The sequence below is a fragment of the Gottfriedia acidiceleris genome (assembly GCF_002128425.1).
Taxonomy (GTDB): domain Bacteria; phylum Bacillota; class Bacilli; order Bacillales; family Bacillaceae_G; genus Gottfriedia; species Gottfriedia acidiceleris.
In genome coordinates this window covers 367,968-393,371 of record NZ_NESS01000002.1, presented here as the reverse complement: position 1 = coordinate 393,371, position 25,404 = coordinate 367,968, and the positions used below count along the sequence as shown (strand labels likewise).

General features: G+C 31.6%; 27 protein-coding genes. 1 reads left to right on the top strand and 26 read right to left on the bottom strand.

All coding sequences use genetic code 11. The features are described from left to right. Positions 1-49 precede the first annotated feature (49 nt). Positions 50-1,651: a glycoside hydrolase family 10 protein gene (locus B6K90_RS05855; RefSeq protein ID WP_088011798.1), complete on the top strand. Its 1,602-nt coding sequence runs from the start codon at positions 50-52 to the stop codon at positions 1,649-1,651. Between the two features lie 54 nt (positions 1,652-1,705). Here B6K90_RS05855 and recQ read toward each other — a convergent pair whose 3' ends face one another. The 26 genes from recQ to B6K90_RS05715 form a co-directional block, all read right to left on the bottom strand. Next, on the bottom strand, positions 1,706-3,817 hold the full coding sequence (gene recQ, locus B6K90_RS05850) for a DNA helicase RecQ (protein ID WP_088011797.1): 2,112 nt from the start codon (positions 3,815-3,817) through the stop codon (positions 1,706-1,708). 41 nt (positions 3,818-3,858) lie between these two features. After that, positions 3,859-4,299 (bottom strand): YaiI/YqxD family protein, encoded by a 441-nt coding sequence (locus B6K90_RS05845; RefSeq protein WP_088011796.1) that lies wholly within the window; start codon positions 4,297-4,299, stop codon positions 3,859-3,861. After that, a complete protein-coding gene (locus B6K90_RS05840) occupies positions 4,283-4,999 on the bottom strand; it encodes a pseudouridine synthase (RefSeq protein ID WP_088011795.1) in 717 nt (238 codons plus the stop codon). Before B6K90_RS05840 ends, B6K90_RS05845 begins: the two co-directional genes overlap by 17 nt. 83 nt (positions 5,000-5,082) lie before the next feature. Beyond that, complete coding sequence (locus tag B6K90_RS05835) at positions 5,083-5,586, bottom strand: ankyrin repeat domain-containing protein (protein WP_088011794.1); 504 nt, start codon at positions 5,584-5,586, stop codon at positions 5,083-5,085. Between the two features lie 2 nt (positions 5,587-5,588). Next, positions 5,589-6,533, bottom strand: coding sequence for a 5-oxoprolinase subunit C family protein (locus B6K90_RS05830; RefSeq protein WP_088011793.1), 945 nt, complete (start codon positions 6,531-6,533; stop codon positions 5,589-5,591). A gap of 4 nt (positions 6,534-6,537) precedes the next feature. Continuing rightward, entirely contained in the window at positions 6,538-7,296 is a 759-nt protein-coding gene (locus B6K90_RS05825; protein WP_088011792.1) for a 5-oxoprolinase subunit PxpA, read from the bottom strand. Continuing rightward, entirely contained in the window at positions 7,283-8,026 is a 744-nt protein-coding gene (gene pxpB / locus B6K90_RS05820) for a 5-oxoprolinase subunit PxpB (protein WP_088011791.1), read from the bottom strand. The genes B6K90_RS05825 and pxpB overlap by 14 nt, the downstream gene beginning before the upstream one ends. Continuing rightward, a complete protein-coding gene (locus B6K90_RS05815) occupies positions 8,019-8,630 on the bottom strand; it encodes a pyroglutamyl-peptidase I (RefSeq protein WP_088011790.1) in 612 nt (203 codons plus the stop codon). Before B6K90_RS05815 ends, pxpB begins: the two co-directional genes overlap by 8 nt. A 281-nt stretch (positions 8,631-8,911) precedes the next feature. Further along, positions 8,912-9,868, bottom strand: a complete 957-nt coding sequence (locus tag B6K90_RS05810) for a LacI family DNA-binding transcriptional regulator (protein WP_088011789.1) — start codon at positions 9,866-9,868, stop codon at positions 8,912-8,914. A 195-nt stretch (positions 9,869-10,063) separates the two neighbouring features. Then, positions 10,064-10,465 carry a DUF5412 family protein gene (locus tag B6K90_RS05805; RefSeq protein WP_088011788.1) on the bottom strand — a complete coding sequence of 134 codons (402 nt, stop codon included), beginning with the start codon at positions 10,463-10,465 and terminating at the stop codon, positions 10,064-10,066. A 254-nt stretch (positions 10,466-10,719) separates the two neighbouring features. Continuing rightward, entirely contained in the window at positions 10,720-11,553 is an 834-nt protein-coding gene (locus B6K90_RS05800) for a protein-glutamine gamma-glutamyltransferase (protein ID WP_088011787.1), read from the bottom strand. Between the two features lie 993 nt (positions 11,554-12,546). After that, positions 12,547-13,191, bottom strand: a complete 645-nt coding sequence (locus B6K90_RS05795) for a hypothetical protein (protein WP_088011786.1) — start codon at positions 13,189-13,191, stop codon at positions 12,547-12,549. Between the two features lie 174 nt (positions 13,192-13,365). Further along, positions 13,366-13,830: an NUDIX hydrolase gene (locus B6K90_RS05790; protein WP_088011785.1), complete on the bottom strand. Its 465-nt coding sequence runs from the start codon at positions 13,828-13,830 to the stop codon at positions 13,366-13,368. Between the two features lie 561 nt (positions 13,831-14,391). After that, positions 14,392-15,420, bottom strand: coding sequence for a Gfo/Idh/MocA family protein (locus B6K90_RS05785; RefSeq protein ID WP_088011784.1), 1,029 nt, complete (start codon positions 15,418-15,420; stop codon positions 14,392-14,394). 40 nt (positions 15,421-15,460) lie between these two features. After that, positions 15,461-16,429, bottom strand: coding sequence for a sugar phosphate isomerase/epimerase family protein (locus B6K90_RS05780; protein WP_088011783.1), 969 nt, complete (start codon positions 16,427-16,429; stop codon positions 15,461-15,463). Between the two features lie 18 nt (positions 16,430-16,447). After that, on the bottom strand, positions 16,448-17,167 hold the full coding sequence (locus B6K90_RS05775) for a ThuA domain-containing protein (RefSeq protein WP_088011782.1): 720 nt from the start codon (positions 17,165-17,167) through the stop codon (positions 16,448-16,450). Between the two features lie 43 nt (positions 17,168-17,210). Further along, positions 17,211-17,957 (bottom strand): sugar phosphate isomerase/epimerase family protein, encoded by a 747-nt coding sequence (locus tag B6K90_RS05770; RefSeq protein ID WP_088011781.1) that lies wholly within the window; start codon positions 17,955-17,957, stop codon positions 17,211-17,213. A 21-nt stretch (positions 17,958-17,978) separates the two neighbouring features. Beyond that, positions 17,979-19,055 (bottom strand): Gfo/Idh/MocA family protein, encoded by a 1,077-nt coding sequence (locus B6K90_RS05765; protein ID WP_088011780.1) that lies wholly within the window; start codon positions 19,053-19,055, stop codon positions 17,979-17,981. Between the two features lie 75 nt (positions 19,056-19,130). Beyond that, complete coding sequence (locus B6K90_RS05760; RefSeq protein WP_088011779.1) at positions 19,131-19,994, bottom strand: AraC family transcriptional regulator; 864 nt, start codon at positions 19,992-19,994, stop codon at positions 19,131-19,133. Positions 19,995-20,175: 181 nt separating this feature from the next. After that, entirely contained in the window at positions 20,176-20,550 is a 375-nt protein-coding gene (locus B6K90_RS05755; protein WP_088011778.1) for a DnaJ family domain-containing protein, read from the bottom strand. A 219-nt stretch (positions 20,551-20,769) separates the two neighbouring features. Beyond that, on the bottom strand, positions 20,770-21,450 hold the full coding sequence (locus B6K90_RS05750) for a hypothetical protein (RefSeq protein WP_235821724.1): 681 nt from the start codon (positions 21,448-21,450) through the stop codon (positions 20,770-20,772). Between the two features lie 425 nt (positions 21,451-21,875). Next, positions 21,876-22,361 (bottom strand): AraC family transcriptional regulator, encoded by a 486-nt coding sequence (locus B6K90_RS05740; RefSeq protein ID WP_088011775.1) that lies wholly within the window; start codon positions 22,359-22,361, stop codon positions 21,876-21,878. A gap of 173 nt (positions 22,362-22,534) precedes the next feature. Continuing rightward, positions 22,535-23,008 carry a DinB family protein gene (locus B6K90_RS05735; protein ID WP_088011774.1) on the bottom strand — a complete coding sequence of 158 codons (474 nt, stop codon included), beginning with the start codon at positions 23,006-23,008 and terminating at the stop codon, positions 22,535-22,537. 240 nt (positions 23,009-23,248) lie between these two features. Next, positions 23,249-24,139, bottom strand: a complete 891-nt coding sequence (locus B6K90_RS05730) for a Vgb family protein (protein ID WP_088011773.1) — start codon at positions 24,137-24,139, stop codon at positions 23,249-23,251. A 128-nt stretch (positions 24,140-24,267) separates the two neighbouring features. Next, positions 24,268-24,456 carry a hypothetical protein gene (locus B6K90_RS05725; RefSeq protein ID WP_088011772.1) on the bottom strand — a complete coding sequence of 63 codons (189 nt, stop codon included), beginning with the start codon at positions 24,454-24,456 and terminating at the stop codon, positions 24,268-24,270. Positions 24,457-25,121: 665 nt separating this feature from the next. Continuing rightward, a complete protein-coding gene (locus B6K90_RS05715; RefSeq protein ID WP_088011770.1) occupies positions 25,122-25,301 on the bottom strand; it encodes a hypothetical protein in 180 nt (59 codons plus the stop codon). Positions 25,302-25,404 lie beyond the last annotated feature (103 nt).

The following is a 25,404-nucleotide window of genomic DNA, read 5'->3' as shown; positions in this document are numbered from 1 at the left end:
AATATTATGTAAGCGCTATTCATTTGATAGAAAGTAAGGAGGAACACTTATGAAAAAAAGAAAACTAGGAAAATATGCGATTGCTGCGACAGTAGGCGCATCTCTATTATTTCAACAAATTCAAAATGTTCATGCTGAAACTACTACACAGTATTCAGTCCCGCCTAAGCATGAGTTGCGAGCAGCTTGGATTGCATCAGTTACAAACATAGATTGGCCATCAGCTACTGGATTGTCTGAAATGCAACAAAAATCGGAGTTTATAAAACTATTAGATGATGTAGAAAAGATGGGAATGAATTCAGTCGTTGTACAAATTAAGCCGACAGCCGATGCTTTTTATCCTTCTGAATATGGTCCATGGTCTAAATATTTAACTGGTACTCAAGGAAAGGATCCAGGCTATGATCCGCTTGCATTTATGGTCGAAGAAGCACATAAGCGTAATATTGAATTTCATGCTTGGTTTAATCCATATCGTATTACCATGCCTAAAACTGTACCAGGAGATGCGACTTTAGATGATTTAAATACTTTAGCCGAAAACCATCCAGCAAGAAAACATCCTGATTGGGTAGTCCCATATGGGAAGCAATTATATTTTAATCCGGGTAATCCTGATGCACGCAAATTTATTATTGATGGGATTATGGAAGTTGTAAAAAAATATGATATAGATGCTGTACATTTGGATGATTATTTTTATCCTTATCGTATTGCAGGGCAAGAATTTCCAGATCAAGCCTCGTACGAAAAATATGGTAAACAAAAGTTTGCTAATATTGAAGATTGGCGACGAGACAATGTAGATGAATTCGTAAAAGTTCTTCAAAGTTCAATAAAGAAAGAAAAATCTTATGTGAAATTTGGAATTAGTCCTTTTGGAGTTTGGCGGAATATAGCAAAAGATCCTACTGGTTCAAATACTACTGCTGGTCAAACAAATTATGATGATTTATTCGCTGATACTAGAGAATGGATTAATAAAGAATACATTGATTATATAACCCCTCAAATCTATTGGAATATAGGATTTGAAGCTGCTGCATACGATACGCTTGCAAATTGGTGGACGAAGGAAGTAAAAGGTAAGAATGTTGATTTATATATTGGACAAGCTGATTACAAAATTAACGCTAACAATGAAGCATGGGCTAATCCTGACGAATTACCGAATCAAATTGCATTAAATCGTACAATACCTGAAATCAAAGGTAGTATGCATTTTTCAATAAAAGACTTAAATCGAAATCCACTAGGTATTAAAGATCGTTTAAGCCAAGACTTGTATAGAACAAAGGCATTAATTCCATCAATGCCATGGTTAGATGATCAAGCTCCAAAGAAACCAAAATTTGAAAATGCCCTTCGAACAAAAGATGGCATCCAACTGACATTGAACACTCATCCAAATGATAAAGATGTATCATATTATGTTGTATATCGTTTTGATGGATTACATAAGGAAAGTATTGATGATCCAAGAAACATCGTAAACACTGTTCGAAAATCAGAAAATGGAGAAACAACATACCTTGATACAACAGCAAAAAATAATCGAGACTACACTTATGAAATAACAGCTGTAGATCGACTTCATAATGAAAGTAAAGTAAGTAATCAAATAAAGGTTAAAGCTAGCAAGGAATAGGTAAAAAAAGAGCTTCCATTTTTTATAGGAAGCTCTTTATACTATTACTGAAAATTATGTTGCAGATTTCATAATCACTGCTTTAATCATAAAGTAACTAATTTCAGCAGGTAATTCATCTTTAATAGGTCGAAGTTTTTCGCTTCCAACTGTATTGATGACTTCTTTAATTTGTTTTTCAACCTCATTAGGAACCAATTCATCCCAATCAAAATAATCATCTTCCATTGCACTTTGCAGAATATGATTTTCAACAGTCGTCGTATTTAATCCTCTCTCTTTTGCAATTTCAGAAATAGTGAGTCCATTTTGATAAGATTCATATGATATTTTGTGAGAAGGTACTTTATTGATTGATGTCGCTTTTGGGATTATTGCTTCTTCTTCAATATGATTCTCTTCTTTATATTTCTTGATCACTTCTATAAATTGCTTACCAAATTTTTGTTGTTTTTGTAAACCGACACCTTTTGCTTGTAAGAACTCCTCATCAGTTGTAGGAAGTAAATTACATAAATCTCGCAAAGTACTATCTGCAAATACGACAAATGGCGGTACACCAAGTTCTGTAGCAATTTCTTTACGTAAACTTCGTAGTTGATTAAATAAATCATTATCAACGTTTTGTATTTCAGCAACTTGGATTTCTTCTTTTTTCATCACGTTTATTTTATTTAATAGTACTTCTCTTCCCCTATTTGTTACGGTTAATAGTGGGAATTTACCACTTGTTACACCTATAAATTGTTCTGATGTTAAATAATCAATTAAATCTCCAACGCTTTTTAATGTACGATTTTTGAATAAACCGTAAGTCGTTAAAGTATGAAAATTCAAGTCTATTAGTTTTTTATTCTTTGATCCAGTAAGTACTGATGCAACCATCGTTTTACCGAATCTTTCGCCCATTCGAATAATGCATGATAAGATGATTTGAGCATCGATTGTAATGTCTATAGCGGTTCTTTGATCAATACAATTACTACACTTGCCACAGGAGTGGTCATTTTCATCACCAAAATATTTTAAAATAAATGCCTGTAAACATGTTTCGCAATAACTATAATCCTTCATTGATTGTAGTTTTGAAATTTCTTGTTTTAGTCTATTAGGATCAAAGGTAGATTGCTCAATCAAAAATCTTTGTATTTGAACATCTTGTGCTGTAAAAAGCAAAATACATTCACTTTCTAATCCATCTCGTCCTGCTCTTCCAGCCTCTTGATAATAGCTTTCCATATTTTTAGGCATTTGGTAATGGATTACGTATCTAACATTACTTTTGTCAATTCCCATTCCAAATGCATTCGTAGCGACCATTACATTAATATTATCTTGTAAAAATGCATCCTGTTGTTTTGTACGTTCAGCATCACTTAAGCCTGCATGATATTTCCCGACGGAGATGCCAAGATTTTTTATTTTATTCGTAACATTATCTACTTCTTTCCTAGTTGCTGCGTAAATAATACCTGATTCGTTTTTATTTTGTTTTATGTAATTACAAATATAATCTAATCGATTTTGACCTCTAATGACTTTAAATGACAAATTCTCTCTTTCAAAGCCTGTAATGATTGTTGATTCCTCAATTATTCCTAGTTGATGACAAATATCTGATTTAACTTGAGGAGTTGCCGTCGCGGTAAGTGCCAATATTGTTGGGTTAGTCGGCAATTCTTGAATTAAGTTTTTAATGCGTAAATAACTTGGTCTAAAATCATGTCCCCATGATGATATACAGTGTGCTTCATCTACTGCTACAAGTAAAATCGGCAATCTTTTTAATTCATTAATAAAGCTTTCAGATTCTAGTCTTTCAGGTGCAACATATAGAATTTTGTATTCACCATAACTTAAATCCATCATTCTTTCATTTACTTCATTATAAGAAAGTGAACTATTAATAAATGTGGAAGGAATACCTACTTGATGCAGTGCATCTACCTGGTCTTTCATTAAAGAGATTAAAGGAGAAATGACGAGGGTAACTCCTTGAAGAATTGTGGCTGGAATTTGATAACAGATCGACTTTCCACCACCTGTAGGCATTATACCTGCTGTGTGCTTTCCTGATAAAACTCGTTCAATAATTTGTTCTTGTCCTGCTCTAAAATTTTCATATCCAAAATACTTTTTTAAGTTTTCTCTTGCAAGTGTTAGCATACAATCCTCCTTTTTTATTTTATTTGTACAACTCTATTTTACTATAAAGAAATTGAAGTAAGTAATTTTCTTAAGCCGTTTTCGAAATTTGTATTATCAAGCTTCTGACGTTTTTTTGGTCCCTTCACTCGCCCACCTGCATTTCGAATCTTTTTTGAAACATATCGAGTATGTAAAAGTGAATCAATATTTTCATTTGTATATTGAAAGCCGTTTTGATTTAATACATATGCTTGCTTTGATAAAACCATTGCAGCAAGACCATAATCTTGAGTAATTACGAGATCTCCAATTTCAACTCGATTCACTAATGCAAAATCAACTGCATCTGCACCTTGTGAAACAACAATCGTTTCCGCGCCATCTCTTTGCATAATATGAGCAGTATCACATAATAAAAGAACGTTTATCTTAAATTCTGCTGCAATTTTAATTGTTTCTGAAACTACTGGACAGCCATCTGCATCAATTAAAATTTTCATTTGATTCTTCCTCTTTCAATTGTTCTTTTAAATTAAATAATTCGATATCCGTTAATTTTCTCCATTTACCTAATTCTAGATTTTCCAAATGGATATTCATAATTCTAATTCTCTTTAAATTAGTCACTTTAAATCCAAAACTTTTTGCCATTTTTCGTATTTGACGATTTAACCCTTGCGTTAAAATAATTCGAAATGTGTAATCATCTATTTTTTCTACTTTACATTTTTTAGTTAAAACATTTCCTATAAGAACGCCATTTGTCATGCCATTAATAAAATCTTCATCAATTGAATGATCGACTGTGACAATATACTCCTTTTCATGTCCATGTTCGCTATGTAAAATTTTATGTGCAATAGGCCCGTCGTTTGTAAGGATAATTAATCCTTCAGAATCTTTATCTAATCTACCTATTGGAAAAACTCTCCTTGGAAAGCTTACAAAATCAATTATATTTCCTTCAACAGTTTGTAATCCTGTACAAGTAATTCCTACTGGTTTATTTAGAATAATATAGTCTTTTTCACTCGTTAAGTAAATAACTTCATCATTTACTAGTACAAGATCATTTTCTTCGACTATGCTGTTTTTCTCAGCAGGTAGCCCGTTAATTTTAACCTGTCCCGAAGCTACTAGTCGCTCTGCCGCTCTTCTAGAACAATACCCTGATGCGCTAATATAAACATTAATTCTCAATACATATTCCTCTTTTACTAGTCTTTCCTTTATCATAACAAAAAGTGTTGTGACATAACAGTCATCACAACACTACGAATGTCTTATAAAGTCACTTCTCTTATTAATTTAATAAACTCTGAATTACCACGTTCTTCAGCAATTTCTATTGGGGTTTTACCAGACTTGTTCGATTTAATTTCAGCACCATTTTTTAACAAACGTTCAGCTATAGACGTATTTCCTTCAAATGCTGCGATATGTAATGGAGTGTGACCTTCACTGTCGCTAATATTAGGATCTGCTCCATTTGTTAAAAGAAAATCAATCACTTCTATTGATTTTTCACCTGCAATTGCTGCATGTAGGGCAGTGTTTTGTGGAATGAATGAAAGCTTTGAATGAGAAAGTGCATTGATCTGAACACCATTATTTACTAAAGTTTTTACAACTTCATATTGACCGTAATGTGCTGCGATTCCAAGTAATGTTAACCCATGCTCATTTTCTTCATGAATCAAATTTGGCTGGTTACTTATTATTTCAATTACAATTTCGTTTTCACCTTTTTGGGTAGCATCAAATAATTTTGCAAGTAAATTTCCCATAGTTATCTCTCCCTATTTCTACATTCAATTTGTAAATAATTCAAAAATAAATGAAGCTTTTTATTTAAAAGTCTCGCCTCATCTACATCTACTGGTATTAATTGAACTGTATTTCCTTGTTGCAATTGTACAAGTTTCCAAAGGTCTGAATAAATTATTGTACCTATTGTTGCATATCCGCCTGTAGTTTGAGAATCTGCTAGTAAGATAATTGGTTGGCCAGTTGGTAGTATTTGAATCGTTCCAAAAGTAGTACCTTCTGATAGAATATTTGAATCAAACGGTTCTAAATTAGCATTTTTTGAACTTAAATACATTCCCATTCTATTAAACGTACCAATCGTAAGAGGTTCAGATAAAATTTGTGATTTTATCTGGTGAGGTATTTTCTCAAAATGACTACTTTTTATAAAATGAACCAAATTATGCTTTGGATAGATTGGAATATACTCATGTTTTAGTCCATTTTTCACTAGTTTATAAGTAGTGCTGGAACCATAAATTATTGTACCTTTTTTAGGAACTAATCCAAGAGAAGCAGGTTCATACGATGACTGACTTTCGAAATGAGTTTCACTTTTAACTCCGCCGGGTACTGATATATATGAGTAAACACCAGTGTCTCCCCCGTTAAAAGTCAAAATCTCTCCTTTTGCTATGTCAATTATTTTATTCATCTCAACAGATTTGCCGTTAATTGTAGGTTTCAAATTTCCACCTGTAATGACGATTGAAAAATGATTTAATGCTTTTAGGACAGTACCACCAATCGCAATTTCGATACTAGCCGCGTTTAATTTATTTCCCATCAATAGATTTCCAATTTGATAAGCTAATTTGTCCATAGCACCAGATACGGGGATCCCTAAATGTCTAAATCCATTCCTACCATTATCTTGAATTGAAATAGATACACCTCTTTGTAAAACTTCAAAAAACTCTTTCAAAGTATTACGCTCCTATAGACTTAACAAGAATATTATTTTCACTAAATACCTTACGTAATTCCATCGCTAATTTAATTGAAATATCAGAATCACTATGTATACAAATGGTATCAGCTTGAATTGGAATATCTTTACCGGAAATTGTCGATACGGTTTTGGTTGTTACAATTTGAAGTGCCTGATTAATGGCATCTTTTGTATTGTGATGAACCGAGTTTAATTGATTACGAGGTACTAATAAACCATCATCACCATATGCTCGATCTGCAAATACTTCTGAAGAAAAAGGAATATTCATCTCAATCGCTGCTTCTATTAATTTACTATTTGCTAGTCCATATAAGGTTAGTGAAGAATCGAAGTCTTTCATTGCTTTTGTAATCGCTAAAGCGAGCTTCAAATTAGTAGCTGCCATATTATAAAGTGCACCATGAGGTTTTAAATGACGAAGTTCAACTCGATTTACTTTGCAAACCGAATAAAGTGCTCCAATTTGATAGAGGACTAATTTGTATATTTCTTCTTCACTAAAATTCATTTCTCTTCTACCAAAACCAAGTAAATCTGGAAAACTTGGATGCGCACCAATTGATAAATTATACTGCTTAGCTAATTTTACTGTTTCATAAATTACAAACGGATCTCCTGCATGAAATCCGCAAGCAATATTGGCTGAAGTAATATGTGGCATAATTTGCTCATCATTTATTTTGTAATTTCCAAAACTTTCACCTAAATCACAGTTTAAATCAATTTGTATCAATAAAACGCACTTCCTTTTTAATTAAATAGTTACCCTCTTTCACTAGCTGTTCAATTTGATTAAATGTTTCGATATTAATCTCAAAAAATTTCACTAAATCTCCAGGTTTAAAGTTTTCTGTGCCATTATATTTCGTTGAAAATATTGAAATTGGAGTACGTCCAATAATATTCCAGCCACCTGGAGATTCAAATGGATAGATCCCTGTTTGATTTCCAGCAATCCCAATCGAACCCTTTAAAACTGTTTTTGGCTTGATTAGTCTTGGAGTTGATAGTTTAGGATTTAACCCGCCAAGATACGGAAACCCAGGTATAAAACCAATCATATAAATGGGATACATTTTTTCTAGATAAAGTCGCACTACCTCTTCAGTTTTTAGTTTATTATGCTCTGCTACTTTTTGAAGTTCTGTCCCAAAAGTGGAATTAAAACAAATAGGAATTTCATAAATTGTATTCTCTCTGTTAATTTTTGAACGATTAAAACGATTAAAATGCGAATTTATTTCTTGGTTTATTTCCGCGTATGAAAAGTTAATTGAATCATAAAAAATCGTAATGGAATGATAACATGGTACGACTGCTGTTAATTTCGTCATTAATTCAGTTTTTAGATATTCTGAAAAAGCATGCAGTAGACTATTTGTTTCCATTGAAATTGAATCACCTAAATAACATACTAAGCCAGAGCAACCTAACGGAAAAATATCTAATTTGGTGCTAGTCATTTAGACTAATCACTTCAATTGCAAGCTTTATAGCATCCGTCAAATCAGTTTGCGACCAACTTGGCAACTTCTGATCAATTACGGCCATTTCATGTGAAGCTGGAATATGAATAAAGCCACTCGGAATTTGCTTGTTAGTTTTTTTTAATTCATTAAGCATTTGATACATAACGTTATTACACAAATAAGTACCTGCAGAATTGGATATTTCAGCTGGAAATTTGTGATTGTTTAATTCATTAACAATTTTCTGAATTGGAAGCGTTGAAAATAGTCCATCAGGGCCTTCTGGATCAATTTTTGCCCCAGCATATTTTTTCCCTTTATTGTCCGCTGCACCATCATTGCAATTTATGGCGATCCGTTCTGGTGATATTTTAAATCTACCACCTGCTAATCCTAATGAGATAACCGCCGATGGGTTATGTGTATGAAACAATTTTATTAATTCATTACCTGCTTTACTGAAATCAACAGGTAAAACTGACCCGATAATGTGAAACCCTCCAACCTCTTGATTATTTAGCTCTTTCACAATTTCTTCTGTAGGATTAATTGAAAAGTTCAGAAAAGGTTCAAAACCTGTTAACAATAATGTGTTCAAAAGCAATCAGTCCTTTGGTAGAATTTATATAGTTCAATATTTCGACAAAGTCAGTTTATTTTCCTGTCATATTAGTAAGGTTGAATTCCAAAGTATGTTCTTTTTAAATCTGGTCGTCTGTTCAATTTTGACTATAAAAACTGTTTTTTTCATTTAAGTCATCCTATTACGGTATGTGAAATTTTAAGTATTAGTCATAAAAAAAGAAACTTAAACCTCTCTTTTTAAGAGAAATTTAAGTCTCTTTAAGAAAAAATTAAGTTTCTGATATAATTTCCTTCTTAAGAAGAACCACCAACAGTTAATGAAACTTCAATTTTCTTATTCTCAACAACTTCGTTAGATATGAGTTTCAATAAATTTTTAGCCGCTAATGAACCCCAATCAAATGTAGAATAAGATATTGTACTTAATCTTGGTGAAACATATTGTGATAATTCAATATTATCAAAACCTACAATAAAAACATCTTTACCAACTTTGTAATCTGTATCTTGTAAATAGTTATAGATTCCAATTGCCATTTCATCATTTAAACAGAAAATTGCAGTTGGTTCGTTATAGTTTGAAAAGATTTGTTTTGCTGCTAATTCTCCTGAATCTTTCATGAAATTTCCGCCAATTTCAATTAACTCAATTTCAGGATAATTTGCTAATTCTTCTCTAACACCATCTATACGTTTACTTGAATCGTATGATCCTTCTGGCCCTGTTACAACATATACTTTTTTTACATCATTTTTAAGAAGTTCTTTAATAGCTAATTTAGCTCCGCCATTATTATCTAATAAAACTCCTTTAATATTGTTGTGCTGTAATTCTCTATCCATCACTACAATTTTATAATTTTTTTCAGCATAATCTAAAAGTTCTTCATCTGAAAAAGCCTGATCTAAAATGATTCCACCATCAATTACTTTTTCTAATAAAAGTCGATGTGATTGCACACCAGAACATGCAATTAATTCATACCCTTTGTCATTTAAAGCTTGTCTCATTCCTCTTAATAGTGGTCCGTAAAAATAACCTCCATAATCAGCTAAAAATACCCCAATAATTTTTGTTTCTTTAACCTTTAACATCCTTGCAGCTGCATTAGGAACATACCCTAATCTATTTGCGATTTTCATGATTCTGCTTCGAGTTTCTTCTGTTACTTTTGGGCTACCATTTAATGCATATGACACCGTTGAAATGGAAACTCCAGCTTCTTTGGCTATGTCTTTTATTCCCGCCATCCCATATCCTCCATTCTCTGTATACCAAAAAGCCATTTTTTCTATTTTACTATTATTACGTTTAAATTAAATGTAAATAATATATAATACAGTTAATAATTTTATCAATATAAAATAAAATTTACCTACATTTTTTCATCCTACTGACCGTAAATATTTGCTCAAAATTTTTGCGTTAGTTGCTTAAAAAGTGAATTATTTATTCTTAGAATAATAGCCTTTGAAAAAATTATATACATGTCTTTTGTAGTTAAAGACATCCTTTTTCACATTTAATGTTTTTCCATTAACCATTAATTTGTTATTTGTAATCCAATTAATTTCATTTTTTTCATTTGGATAACTTTGGTAAACTACTTTTCTTATGTTATCCTTCGTACTCTCGACTTCCCCTACTCTTCCAATTCCAACTGTGGCATCACCAGTTGTTTCATATAATCGAAATATATACTTTTGATTTGGTGCTTTCTTTTCAACTATTAGTTCTCCTTTTGGAACTCCATTAATGCCAGTTTTACGTTCAAACGGTTTTATTTCTTGATCCAGAATTAGAAGTACTACAATAGTAGTCAAGAATACTATAATTTTTTTCTTCATCTTGTTCCCCTTAAATGGTTACTTTACTCAAATTATATCAGCCCCTTTGTAATTATATTGCCATTTATTTTAATAAAAAAAATCGACTATACAGCCGATCAAGTTGTTGTTTAGTTTTAACTTAAATAGATAAATTGTCATAAGGAATGTTAGACAAAAATAAATAGAATACTATTTTAGACAAATAAAACACTCAAACCAAGATATGACCTTGGTTTTGTTTAAGATTAATTAATTGCATAATTTATTGAATATCATGTGAGGCAATTTAATAAATATCTATAAAAATCAAATGAAATTGAACTTTGATTATGATGGATGACTATATTTCTATATTTATTAATTGAGTGATCTCTTTGCCAATTCGATAATTCTGCCAGATGTTTAAAATTCGGTCTTGTAACTGAATTAGTCAGGTAGGCAGACCGATATGCTCCTGGCCATCTCATTTTATTTAAGGTATAAATCATTTGTTCAGCTGTCATAATTCCTATTCCATGTCCAAAAAACGTACCATCTCCTAGTACAACTGCATTTTCTCCTCTCCACTCTGGGGTTAGTGGATTAAATTCTGGATTTTTAAAATATACGATATCTCCAGGAAAAAAACGGTCAGAATACTGGGCATTTACTCCTAAGTCAGAATCAGTATGCCATCCGTATAAATAAATGCTTTGAAAAATTTGATTAAATAAGTTTTCACCAATCAGATTTAGGACTGCATGGTAATAAATAATGACCATTGCCGTTGCACATTCAAACGCATATAATGAACTATTATAGTAAATATCATTAATCGCGTCAGAAGGTTTTACACCTTGCCTTAATAGGAATCCTCCTGTTCTCATTAATTGCCAGTACATTGGATTACAACGCGATTTTTCAAATACTGCAAAGCTCACTCTACTTTGAAACATCGCTCTTGCACTTAGAATGATGTTATTTCGCAACATACTTTCAAACTCATCAATCGATCGATATGCATGAATAGCTGGATTTACATTCATCTGTTGAACTTTCATTCTTATTACACTATCAGACGCCCCCGTGTCACTTTGTTGAATTGGCATCCCCGAAAAATGATTCATACTATACCTCTTTTCAACATCAAGTTTTTATTCTCATTTATACCCATCATATTCAAACATCGCTTTTAAGTGTTTTTCGCCGAAGAACCTTTCAAAGTGGTTCTTTATTTGCTTAGAACACACATTTAAATAAGACTGAAAATCCAAAGTAAACTTAGCTATGAAAAAATTGCACATCCTATTGTTTGTTATATCTTACAATTAGAGTGCGGTTTAATTGTCTATAAAAAACGCCATAATGACTTATTTCTTACTTTTTTCATCATTTGCCTAAGATTCAAATCAAAAAAGTTATAACATTAGTATGCTCGAACAGGATAATGATGTTTAAATAGCCAATAGCCCTTCAAAGGTTAGATTTAATAAGTAAGAAGTTATCAAAAATTATTATCTGAACTCCTTAAATTAATAGAAGTTGACTCAAAAGGACGTTGAAAAACGACTTTTGGGTCAACTTCTTGGTAAGTAACTAGCTCTTGTATTAGTGATTATCTAATAACAAAAACATTACAATTACTCAACGATTTCTCCGTCTAAAAACTTTGTCTCGCAATAAGGACATCGGTAATAATCATGTACGTCTTTATTGATATTAAATCGAAAAGGCAGTCTCTTTTTACATTGTGGACATCTCCAGAATATGGTTGTTATTACTATAAATAGGAAGATAAGAAACCATGCAAGTTTCACTAAGAACATGCTATTTATCACAAAATCTAATAAACAAATAAACATTGCACTGAATAAACATGCTAAAGAGATTTTTCGATATTTCATAATGTCTCTTACTTTTTTGGTCAATGAAATCAGCACCTTTTATTAAACATTGACATTGCATAAAAAAACAAATCTTCTCTTAGAATATACTAGATAAGTTCTCTATTAAATATTCACGCAGTACTTTACTTATTGAACTATACAGCTATTATCTCAAAAAAACTCGACTATATAGCCGAGTTTGTTGTTCAACTCCCAAAGCCTTGGTTAAACAAACTATTTATATTCTTTTAGATTAAAACGTAATATTTCTTTATCCTCTAAGGTTACAACAAGCGTAGCATTTAAAGCATCTTTTTTAAGTAATTGTAATTTTTCTGCTGATGGCACTAATAAAGGAACTTGAGAATTCTCTTCACTAACACCTAAATCAAAATGAATACTGTACTGACCTACTTGACCAGGCTTAAGGACAGAATCAAAGGACTTTCCATAACCAACCCCACTATTACTATATTCTGAAGGATTGAATATATTAAATCCTATTATTTCTTTTGATAATGAAATTAAATTATCATTAGGGATAATATTAACCTCAAGTCCTTGTTTATTATACATTCCAACCGTTCTTTTACTAGTATTTTTTATAGTAAACTCATAATATAAAGCAGTTGGTACAAGTTCTTTCCCCTTATTTTCTCCCTCAGTAATGCCTATAGCACCCACTTTATTTTTATCATTGATGATATCAACATTTGCATTTAATAATGTTAATGATTTTTGTGCATTAATCTTACTAATTTCTACATTCACTGGTTTTGATTGATGAGCATATTTAAATACTTCTTTTACCGCCAAAAAAACAACAAATGATATTAAAGCACAAATAAAAGTTATCGATACAATCTTAATGGTTTTCAATATATAGGTCCTCCTAAAGAAAACATTCTGATAACTAATACATATTCAGCAAAATAAAGTTATATCCTTTAATCATCCTTATTGAGCTATACCGTTAATAGTTCAACATGAAATGAGCAACTGAAGTAACCAAAAACCCTTGATCTTCAACAAATTTATACTTTAGTAAACGAATTATTTTATAATTGGATATCTATTTTCTTCTGCCCAATCAATTATAAATGGTTTTTGACGTGGATTTATGTTAACAGGAAGTTCTGTTTTTCTGAAAAATCGATGTTCTCTGCTTTCAACATCCTTTTGTTTTATTTCCCCTGTAAAATGTTTGGATTTGAAAATTATTTGAACACTAAATGCCTTATCTCCATTGGGATATTGAACAAAACATTTTTCTCCTGAATAAATTCCAAACAACTCTAAACCTGTTACCGTTAGCCCCGTTTCCTCAAAAGATTCCCTTTTTGCTGTCTCCTCAAAAGTTTCTCCAATTTCCATAATTCCACCTGGAATACACCAATTGTCTTCGTCAGTTCGATGTTGCAACAATATCTGTTCATTATCCTCTATAATTATCCCACAACCTACAGTTAAAAGGGTTTGTTCACCAATATATTTTCTCATTTCTGCTATGTAATTCATCGACTTCTCCTTTATTAAAACCTTTTCTCTTTTATTTCGACGAAGTGGATATTTTTTCCTTTTACTATTCAATTATCCTGTCATTTAGTTGATTAAAATTTTAAAAAGACTAAAACAAATCGGATTATTAACAACTTAAAAAGCTTCCCTTTATCCGAACCAACATTAGATATAAATATCAATACGATGCATACCATCATGTAAATTTTCAATTGAGCATTTGCAGGTTGAAGTGCTCATCCCATTCACCATCTCCATACGAAGGTATCATGTATGTTCTAGTAAGCTTGTTTTATTCTTAATTAATTGAAATAAACCCATTTCGGTAAATGAAATTTCTCCCGCTAATATACTGAAATCCTATGATTCTAGAAGGTAATTACTTAAAGCTTTTAATGTCAAACAATTATATCTCCATGGCTTTCACCAACTTGAATATTAAACATTTAATGATATGAAATCCCTTCCTAAAAAAACCAAAAAGTAAACAACGTGAACAAAACAGTCCACGTCATTTACTTTTCTCGGTCTAACATTTAAATTATAAGGAGATTTAATAGTTTATAAATAAATCCGCTCTTTTTTCTTACCTGATTCATAGATTGCACAAATCATTTTTTGAGTTTTCATCGCTTCTTCACCAGTAATGTGTAACTGAGAATGATCTTCCAATGATTCATAAAAGTTATTAATCTGTTTTACATGACTAACGCCCCAATATCCTTTTGCACCATTGCCGTAATCAAAAGTTTCATTTGGATTGTTATCAGCAACAAACTCTCTTCCATCATTTAAAGAGACTACACCTCGGTCAGCAACCATTTTAGCAATTCCGTTTTCACAATGCAGTTCAATTGTAACTGGTGCATCATAAGAATAATAGTTTATCGTATGAAAAGCAGTAACTACACCACTTCTATACTTAATAACACCTTCTGCACAATCTTCTACTTCAATTATTTCATGAGCTCTATTACTGATTGTCGCGTCTACATATTCAATCTCATCATCAACGAACCATCGCATTAAATCCATCGTATGAATAGCTTGGTCAATGACTACCCCGCCACCTTCTTTATCCCAAGTCCCTTTCCAATCACTATTCAAATAGTACTGGTCAGAACGATCCCATGTAACTGAAAGTTTTCCAGATTTTATTTTTCCTAAAGTACCATTTTGTAATATTTCTTTAATTAGTACGGATCCAGGATTATACCTGTTCTGAAAAATGACACCTAAAGTTACTCCATTATTTTTTGCTGTTTCTACCATATCTTGAGCATCAGAATAATGAATAGACATTGGTTTTTCAGTAAGAACATGAATTTTTCGTTTAGCTGCTTCAATTGCAACCGGCGCATGTAAATAATGCGGTAAGCAAATATGAATAACATCTAAATTTTCTTTCTCAAAAAGCTCAAGATAGTTTATATAATAAGCACAATTAAATTGTTCAGCTTTCTCTTTTGCTCGCTCTTCTTTAATATCACAAACCGCTACCAATTCTACATTTTCTCTTACGAAAGCAGGTTGCGCATGCATTAAAAAAATATTTCCACAACCTATAATCGCAACTCTTAATTTTCCCATTTTTTCACCAACTTTTTTTTGATTGGTAACCTATTTTTTATCAAGTCCACCACATTTGCGATGGCTCTTCATTTATTAATACGGATTGTAAGTTTTTAACGGCACGTGAAAAACCTTCTTCAATTGACATGATCGGGTCTTCATGTTCAATACTAACGACATAATCATATCCAAAAGTTCGTAGTGCACTCATCATATCTGACCAATCTTTCAAACTATGTCCACAGCCTACTGATCGGAATGTCCAAGCTCTAGTTTGAACTTCACCATAAGGTTGCATATCAGTTAAACCATACATATTTACATTATCTTGATCGATATAAGTATCTTTTGCATGGAAATGATGAATCGCATTTTCTTTTCCAAGTATTTTAATCGCTGCTACAGGATCAATTCCTTGCCACCAAAGATGACTAGGATCTAAGTTAGCACCAATTGCATTACTAGTTTCTTTACGCAACTTTAATAATGTATATGGAGTATGAACTAAAAAGCCACCATGTAGTTCTAGCCCAATTTTTACTTGATGATCTTCCGCAAATTTACCCATTTCTTTCCAATAAGGTATTAGCTTTTCTTCCCATTGCCAATTTAGTACATCCCTATATTCATTTGGCCAAGCAGTTACAGGCCAACTAGGGAATTTTGCTTCTTCATGATCACCACTAGTTCCAGAAAAGCAATTTACAACTGGAACACCTAATAGCGAAGCCAATTTAATCGTTTTAGCTAAAACAGCATGTGATTCCTTCGCAAACTCTTTATCAGGTGATATTGGATTACCATGACAACTAAAAGCACTAATCGTTAATCCGCGTTTTTCAACTTTTTCAATATATTCTCTTCTAAGTTGCTCACTTTCTAATAAACGATCCAACGGACAATGAGCATTCCCAGGGTAACAACCAGTTCCTATTTCAACAGCCTTTAATCCGGAGTCTGCAACTTTATCAAGCATTTCTTCAAATGATTTATCCGCAAATAATACCGTGAATACTCCTAATTTCATCGTTTTCTCTCCATTCTATTAATCTGTTAATGCCTCTATTGCCTCTTTATGTCCATATGAAGGATAATTTCTTTTAGATTTATTCGCCCAATTTACTGCATTAATGATTATTTTTTGAATTTCTTTATGATGATAAGTTGGATATGTTTCATGTCCTGGTCTAAAATAAAAGATTTTCCCATTCCCTCTTTTAAATGTACATCCACTTCTAAATACCTCTCCACCTTTAAACCAGCTAACTAATACTAGCTCATCTGGCGTAGGTATATCAAAATGTTCGCCATACATTTCTTCTTGGTCAATCTCAATATATTCACCAATACCATCTACTATTGGATGGGACGGATCGACAACCCAAAGTCTTTCAGTTTCCGCTGCTTCACGCCATTTTAAATCGCAACTAGTCCCCATTAACTTTTTAAAAATCTTAGAAAAATGTCCAGAATGAAGAACAATTAAGCCCATTCCTTGCAATACTTTTTCATAAACCTTTTGAACAATTTGATCTTCCACATCGTTATGAGCAATATGTCCCCACCAAATTAATACGTCAGTATTTTCTAACACTTCATCCGTCAAACCATGATCAGTTTGTTCTAATGTAGCCGTCGCAGCATCGTACCCTGCCTCATTTAAGAAAGTAGCAATTGTAGTGTGTATTCCGCTTGGATAAATACTTTTTACTTCCGGATTAATTTGTTCATGTCGATTCTCATTCCAAACCGTTACTTTTACCATATGGCTCACCCATCTCTATTTTTTAAAATTGTTTAATTGCGACTTAAACTTCAGCTAAGATCATTTTTAAGTTATTCAATCCTATTTCAACACTTTCTAATTGAGGTTTAGTAAATGCTTCTTGCTCAACAATTAACCATTCGGCTGAATTTTGTTTTGCTTGGCGAACAATTCCTTTTATATCCATTATTCCATTTCCTACTTCGGTACTTTCCTCTTTGGAAGGAGACATATCCTTCACATGAATTAATGGCGTTCTTCCTTTATACTTACTCATATATTCGACCGCATTAACACCAGCAAATTCTAGCCAATAAGTATCCAATTCTGCTTTTAATAGATTAGTTGGAACTGCGTTTAATAAAATATCTAGAATATATTTATTTTCTAATGTAACTAGTTCATGAGCATGATTATGATAAACCAAAGATAATCCTGCTTCAGTCAGCTTCTTTCCAGATTGTTGCAAATGTTCTGCAAATTCATTCCATTCTTCTAAACGATTAAAATTTGCCCAAGGACATACGACATATTTATTTCCTAATTCTTTTTCGAAAGCAATTACGTCATCAATATGATGAATAATTTGTTCTGCGCTTACATGAGCTCCCGCAGCTTTTAATCCTAGTTTATTTAACACAGCTTTAATTTCCGATGCATTTTTACCATAGTAACCCGCAAACTCAACACCGTCATAACCCATTTCTGCTACTTTTTCTAAAGTACCGAAAAAGTCGATTGCAGCGTCCTCTTTTACACTCCATAATTGTAGTGCAATCGGTAGTGTCATTTAAGCCATCTCCTATACTATTTAGTTAAAGAATACCGGTTTCTTTGATTTTGAAGATTCGTAGATTGCTTCTAAAATTTGAGTTACAACCAATGCTTGCTCAGGTTTAACTAGTGGTTCTGTATCATTAATAATACTGTCGATCCAAAGTCTCGCTTCTAACACTTCAGCAGAATCAGATGCACCTTCATAAAAAGCTACGCCACCAGTTTGGATATCAATTTTTTTATCGTAAAGTCGCCCATATACTTCCCCATTAATTCGAAGACCATCTCTCATATCAGCTCCACCTTCAGTACCACAAAGAGTAGTTTGAGCTTCTCCAATTTCAAGTGTGTTTAAAGCCCAGCTTGATTCTAGGATAACGGTTGCACCATTTTCCATCGTAATAAATCCAAATGCAGAGTCTTCTACTTTAAATTCCTTTGGATCCCATGGTCCAAAAGCATTTGCCGCATTTTCTTTATGTGATAATTCGTGGTAAACGTTTCCAACTACACATTTAGGTTTATAATTATCCATTAGCCATAATGTTAAATCCAAAGCATGTGTGCCAATATCAATTAATGGGCCACCACCTTGTTCTTCTTCATTTAAAAATACTCCCCAAGTTGGTACCGCTCTTCTTCTAATCGCATGTGCTTTTGCAAAATAAATTTCACCAAGTTCATTATTTTTACAAACTTCGCTTAAATATTGTGAATCGTTTCGAAAACGATTTTGATATCCGATTGTTAACTTTTTTCCTGTACGTTTAGACGCTTCTACCATCGCCTTTGCTTCTTCTGAAGTTTTTGCCATTGGCTTTTCACACATAACGTGTTTACCTGCTTCTAAAGAATCAATCGTAATAAATGAATGAGATTTATTTGGTGTACAAACGTGAATTACATCAATTGTTTCATCTGCTAATAATTCCTTGTAATTTGTATATGTCTTTGCTTCCTCAACACCAAATTGTTCCTTTGCTTTAATTGCGCGTTCTTCAATAATGTCACAAAAAGCTACCATTTCTACGTTATCTAATGCTGCTAAGCTAGGCATATGTTTACCTTTAGCTATTCCGCCACAACCGATTATTCCTACTTTTAATTTCATTATGAAACCTCCAGAAATGTTATTTACATTTCCAGTTTATAGAAATACTTGATTTGAGTCTTCCTTACATCTTGCCTAAAACTTCTCAAATATTGTCTTTTTTTTATATTGGGTTGGAGATAAACCAACTTCATTTTTAAATAATCTATTAAACGTTTTCACATTGATGAATCCAACATTATACGTAATTTCAGTAATTGGTAAATCTTCATTAAATAAATACCATTGAGCTTTTGTGATCCTATATTGATTTACAAAATGACAAAATGTTGAACCAGTGTATTTTTTAAAAAACTTTGCAAAATAAGAATTCGTAAAACCGATATAATTCGCAACATCATTTAATGTAATATCATTCATATAATTCTCTTCTATGTAGTGAAATATTTTTTCTAATTTCAATAGACTAGCTTTCCTATTAGGGTAGTTTTGCTTATTATTTTCTGTGTGGGGTAGTTCTCGATAGATTAGTAGTAAAATATCGTATAATCTAGCTCTGATCGCTAGTTCATATCCTTCTTTTTTATCGATATATTCACTTTCAAGTTCTTTTAAATAGGTTATCATTTTCTGTTTAACTTCTTCGTTCCAAAACACACTAGATTTTTGAATACAATTAAACAATTCGATTAGTTCCATATTATGTCTTTTCAAAAACTGTACATCTTCAAAAATAGAAAAATCAAATTGCACGACCAATCTCATACTATTCGGTGAAGATAAAAAATAATGTATGTCACCACTATTAATGATATAAAATTCCCCTTCTTCTAATTGAAGTAACTCATCATTTACACCAATCTTTAAAATGCCTTTTTGTACGTAAATAATTTCTACAAGTTTATGCCAATGATGACCAACTAAAGTTAATCCATCATTTGAAAATAAACAAAATGGAAAATTCCGATCTAATCTCCTCATTTCAAGAGTGGCGCTCATTCCTCTTCCCCCTTGTACAACTTCTATCTATTTAATACATTAACATTAAATTAAGATTTTTTCATAGATTACCATTTTTAAAAAATTACATGTGAATAAAGGCTAAGAAAATAAAAAAGATGTTTATACTGTCTAATCGTATAAACATCAATATAGTGAATACGTTCGATTTTTCACAAGTTTAATTCCAATAAATCAATTGATTCTCAAGGTTTTCTTTATTTACATAATTTCTTTGCATTGGAAAAGGACAGCCTAAGTTATATTTCTTAATTTCATCATTAACTTCTGAAATCATTTTAGCTATTTCTTTACTATTTTCATCAGAATTTAATTTCTTTAAAATCGTTTCAAGCTTCTGATAAATTTTCTTCTGTTGAACTACCCAATCTGGTTTATAGCCGGATTTCTTAATAACAGTTGTTAATAGATCATCTTTTAGGAGCTCTTTAGGTAATGGTTTACCTAATCCAGGTAAATCTTCAAATCCACCTTCTTTTTCATGACGTTGAACAATTTCACTTAACCAATCTACATACTTCCCATTATTCGCCATCGTACTAACCTCCTTTTTGCTTAGTCCTATACTATATTATTCTTTACTTCTTAGTTATTTCCTTTCTATATATTATGCAAAGGAATGTTTTAAGAAAGTTTCTAACTGTAAACAAATTATGAACTTTTTTGAATAAAAAAAGAGAAACTGATCCCTTCAGTTCCTCTTTGATTCAATATGTATAATAAAAATCATAATACAACGTTTAATTTATAAAAGTCATGCTCGATGTCTTTGAATAAATACATTCTCTTTATAATTTTTTAGCATGCCTCTTTCTCTCAAATATTCCTTAAAGTACAAGTTCGCCTCTTTTCGCTCATCATAAGGATTTTTAGAAAGTACAAATCCTAATTTATCTTCCTTTTGAAGTTCTACACCTGACATATATAAATGAATTTTATTTTGATGATAGATTTCTTTTAACGGTTCCATGAAATTAATAACGAAAGCAGAAAGCAACTTCATTTCCGTCTCGAATGTAAACCTTGTAATATAAGATAAATCCACAAATATTACTCCAATAAATCCAGTATTTGAAATTTCAGCCCTTATTGTTTTATCATTTTTTAAGTGACCAATCTCACGAAGATATTCAATAAAAAAACGAATTCCTTCTTCTTTTTCGAATGGCTTTTTTGATAAAATTAAGCCTATTTTCTTTTCCGTACGTAAATATTCACAAGCTATATATGCTGGGATATTTTGTTTTTGGAATAAAGTGCATGCAGCTCGTAATAGACCGTTTAATACTTCATGTATAATTAAAGGATGCTTCCTTGAAAAATAATATTGATTTTCTTTCATTTCTTCCGTATCAATGAAACTTGCCCCGATAAAACCTGTATTGGATATAATAGGTGATTTTGAATTCCTTTTAGTTGCTCCAGTTCTTTTCATCATGCAAGTTCCTTTCCTTCTAAAATCTATATACAGAACATTAGTTCGCATTTTATATTTTTATCATACACAATAAGTTTTAAAATGTAAATCTCAAAAATGAAAAAAAGGATACGAAAATTTTTCGCATCCTTGAAATTAAACTTATTTAAATCGATAACTTAAGAAACAGTTTCTTCCTCAATGTCCACATAGCAATCCATTGTATGTACTTCTTTATCTTCATGATTTCCAAAATAAATAGTGAAATTCATTGTCTAACACCCTTTCACAAAGGATATAATTTTAATTTAAATTCTGTTTAATTATAGTATTATTTCCAAGAAATAACAACACTTACATCATTATGAAAGAAGATGTTTAGGTTAGTAGATAATAATTTTAGTTATTTACTAATCTTAATATCGTTATACTAAAAGGTTTGTTCAAGATGTACGTTTTTTAATTGGTACAAATAAATGAACTATTGCTTTTCCATCTAGGTCTTCGGCAGGATTATTCATACTAAATTCTAAGTTATATCGTTCGTAATCAGGTTCAAATTCACTATTTGGTAACCATTGTTCATACATAAATTTATATCCACTATTTAACATACTAGGAGAATCATAATATTGATACAAAGCGTACTGCCCACCATCTAATTTTCTAAATTGTATATTTTCATGTTTTTCTTTATCAAAACCATCAGGTAACGTAACACAAGCATCATGACGACAATTATGACTTTCTACTAAATCTGGATTATCTAAAGAAATTCCTATAAAAGATTGATGTGGAGGAAAGAGTCCGTTTTCTATTGCACAATTTAATAATTTGTCCCAATGTTCGGCATTTGGTTCAAAATAAGATCCAACACGTCTGAAAAAAGCAATTTCATATTCAGGTAGATCTTTAATTAAAATATTCATTTTTCTCACCTCATAATTAGTAGTCCTTTTCTAACTAAAATGTTAAAAACTAAAATAGGAGCCAATAAATCGGCTCCAATACCTTGAACAACAATATATGAAATAGGGCAGAAAAGATTATTAAAGGACTTTCAATTAAAATATTCTTTCTACATTTAAGCTATCATTCTTATTTATAAACGTGATAATAATGATTTATAAAGTTTAATAACACTAAAATGCATACCTTCATGATACAAAATAAAAGTTAGAAATTGTTTTGGTGTCTCTAATGTCATTCCTGCAGATGTAGTATATGGATCAACATTTACATCTAATAAGTCTATAAGTGTTTCTTGAATTCGAACTTGTTGTTCTTTTAGTAGATCTTCTAATTCCTTTAAAGTAGGTACATGAAATTTGTGGGCATTTACTGGTGTTGTACCGTATTCAAATTGTTCCTTAAATCCTTCTGGTAACTTTTGAGGAAGTCCCAAGTGTTGAAATGCGAATCGTTCCTCAACGACATAGATATGTCCTAAATTCCAACGGATCGAATTTCGGAACCCATTCGGAATTTGGTCAGCCATTTCTTCTGTTAAACCTTGTAGTACATTTAAAGTTTGATTTCTTACAAAAGCTAACTGATTAAATAAAAATTGCTCCATTCTCCTCAACTCCTATTTGTTTAAACTATCTTATCGTGACTAATCCCACAATTGGACAAATGTTCGTTTTCACCTTTTTAAATGAAAATATACATATGAAATAACCCTAAATACTTTCTTATGATCCACTTTTTGATTACCATATTATGTTAATTCTTAATCTTTAAAAAATTCCCTTCATTTCCGTTAAACATAACTTGATTTGGCATAAATATATTAAACAAGCTAACTACTTGACTCTTATTTTATTATGGTTAGTTTTCCGAGTTTGTTACATTCTAATGCGAACCAAACGACACCATCTTTATCGCATACAATTCCATGTGGTTCTGCATTAGGTGTTTTAATGGTATATTCTACAATTTTTTGATCTTTTGTTAATCTTCCTATTTTGTTTGCCCCCCATTCAGTAAACCATATATCAAATTCTTCACCAACAGTAATAGCATGGGGGCGTGCATTTGGTGTAGGGATGTTAAATTCTATTATCTCACCAGAATAAGAGATTCTCCCTATCTTATTCCCAATTATTTCTACAAACCAAAGTGCATCATCATTCCCCTTTGTTATCCCTACAGGTCCTGAAGCGAGTGTTGGAATTGGGAATTCCATTAATTCACCAGATTCCGTTATTTTACCAATAGCATTGTTTTGGTTTTCAGTGAACCAAAGAGAGTTATCAGAACCTAGTGTAATAAAAGAAGGATATGAATCTTTGGTAGGAAGTTCATATTCATGGATCTTCCCTTCTAAAGTCAATTTACCTATCCGATTTCCATTCATCTCAGTAAACCAGATATCTCCTTTTGATCCTTCTGTAATACCATACGGGGCTGATTTTGGGTGCGGTAGGGGATATTCTGTAAATACACCACTTGGCGAGAACTTACCTATTTTGTTGGCTCCATTTTCTGTAAACCAAACATCCCCCTTTGAAGAAACTGTTAAACACATCACTCTAGCATTAGGAGTGGGAACAGTATACTCTTGAATATGTCCTTCTTGATCTAGACAACTAATTTTGTTTGCTATATGCTGAGTAAACCATATTTTCCCATCAGGCGAAACGGCTACCCCGTATGGACCCGAATCAGAAATTGGAATATTTATTTCTTGCAGATCAAATTTCATTTTAACCCCTCCATTAAATATTACCTTTAACTGACATATAAATTTACTATCGTTCAAGTTGTTCAATTAACACATGTTTAGTTGGATAAGAAAAAGCGATTCTTTAAATGAGCCGCAATCAGCTTTGGTTATTTAGATTGTAGTTTTCCAAGGATTAAACCATTTGTAACAACCCCAAGTAACCCAGTAATAGCAAAAATATATGCTACAAACAATGATGTTGAAGAGAGTGTTTCTGTAAGTATCCTAAACATTCCAAGAGCAAAAATAAGTAAACTAAATATTAGGGTTATAATAGTTCTGGCTTTATTATTCATTTTGCCAACCTCCCTAATGCTTATTATATTAAATAATTTTACCATAATTATCCAATTTAAGGCGAATTTTCTGACTTATCGAAACATTTATATGAATAATAATGCCACAAAAGCGACTGTTCTCTTATGTCACAAATACATGCGTTAGCCAGCCATGAATCCTCAAATACTTCTTTTGAACAAGCTGACAGATTAGTTAATAACAGATAAACAATCAAATGAATAGAAACTATTTTTGTAAAGAGGAAATTGAACAAAATTATAGAAGTTTTTATTTATATAAAAGTCATTTGGGGGCTCCGAAATTGCAGAAAGTTTTGTTAAACATAGAGAATAAAAAAGTGAGATATTACGAATTTGGTAATAAAGAAAATCCAAGCATAGTTTGTTTTCACGGCCTAGCTGATATAATTAAGTTCACCTACTATAAGAATGTATCCATATTATCTTAAAACAAATGTGTCATCTCTGGGGAGGATGTACAATGTTTTTTTATGATATCACTTGTTTTTGTTGTAAAAAGGAATTTAGATTATACGAAGGTAGTAAGGAATATAAGTTGTACAAGGAGAACAGAAAGTTATTATATTGTTGTGTACAATGTCATGGCAATATTCGTTTAGAGGCTATAAACATTTCTTTAGATAGTAAATAAGATAATAAGTTTAACGTGCACTTATTTTCTTCTGACTTTTTACTAAAATGTAGATCGAGCAAACTAAAAATACCAGTCCTAATCCTACGCCATATATCATCGAAAACTCGAGAACATTTTTAAGTGCTAATCCACCTGTAATTGAAATAATAAACAATAGTAAAAATAGTACCGTATATTTATTTTGCATAGTTAGAACACTCCTAAAAATTAATTACTGTACTGATAAATTTTACCATATATTGGGATTTAAATGGCTGTTTTTTAAAAATTCTTCTTCCACTAAATGTTAA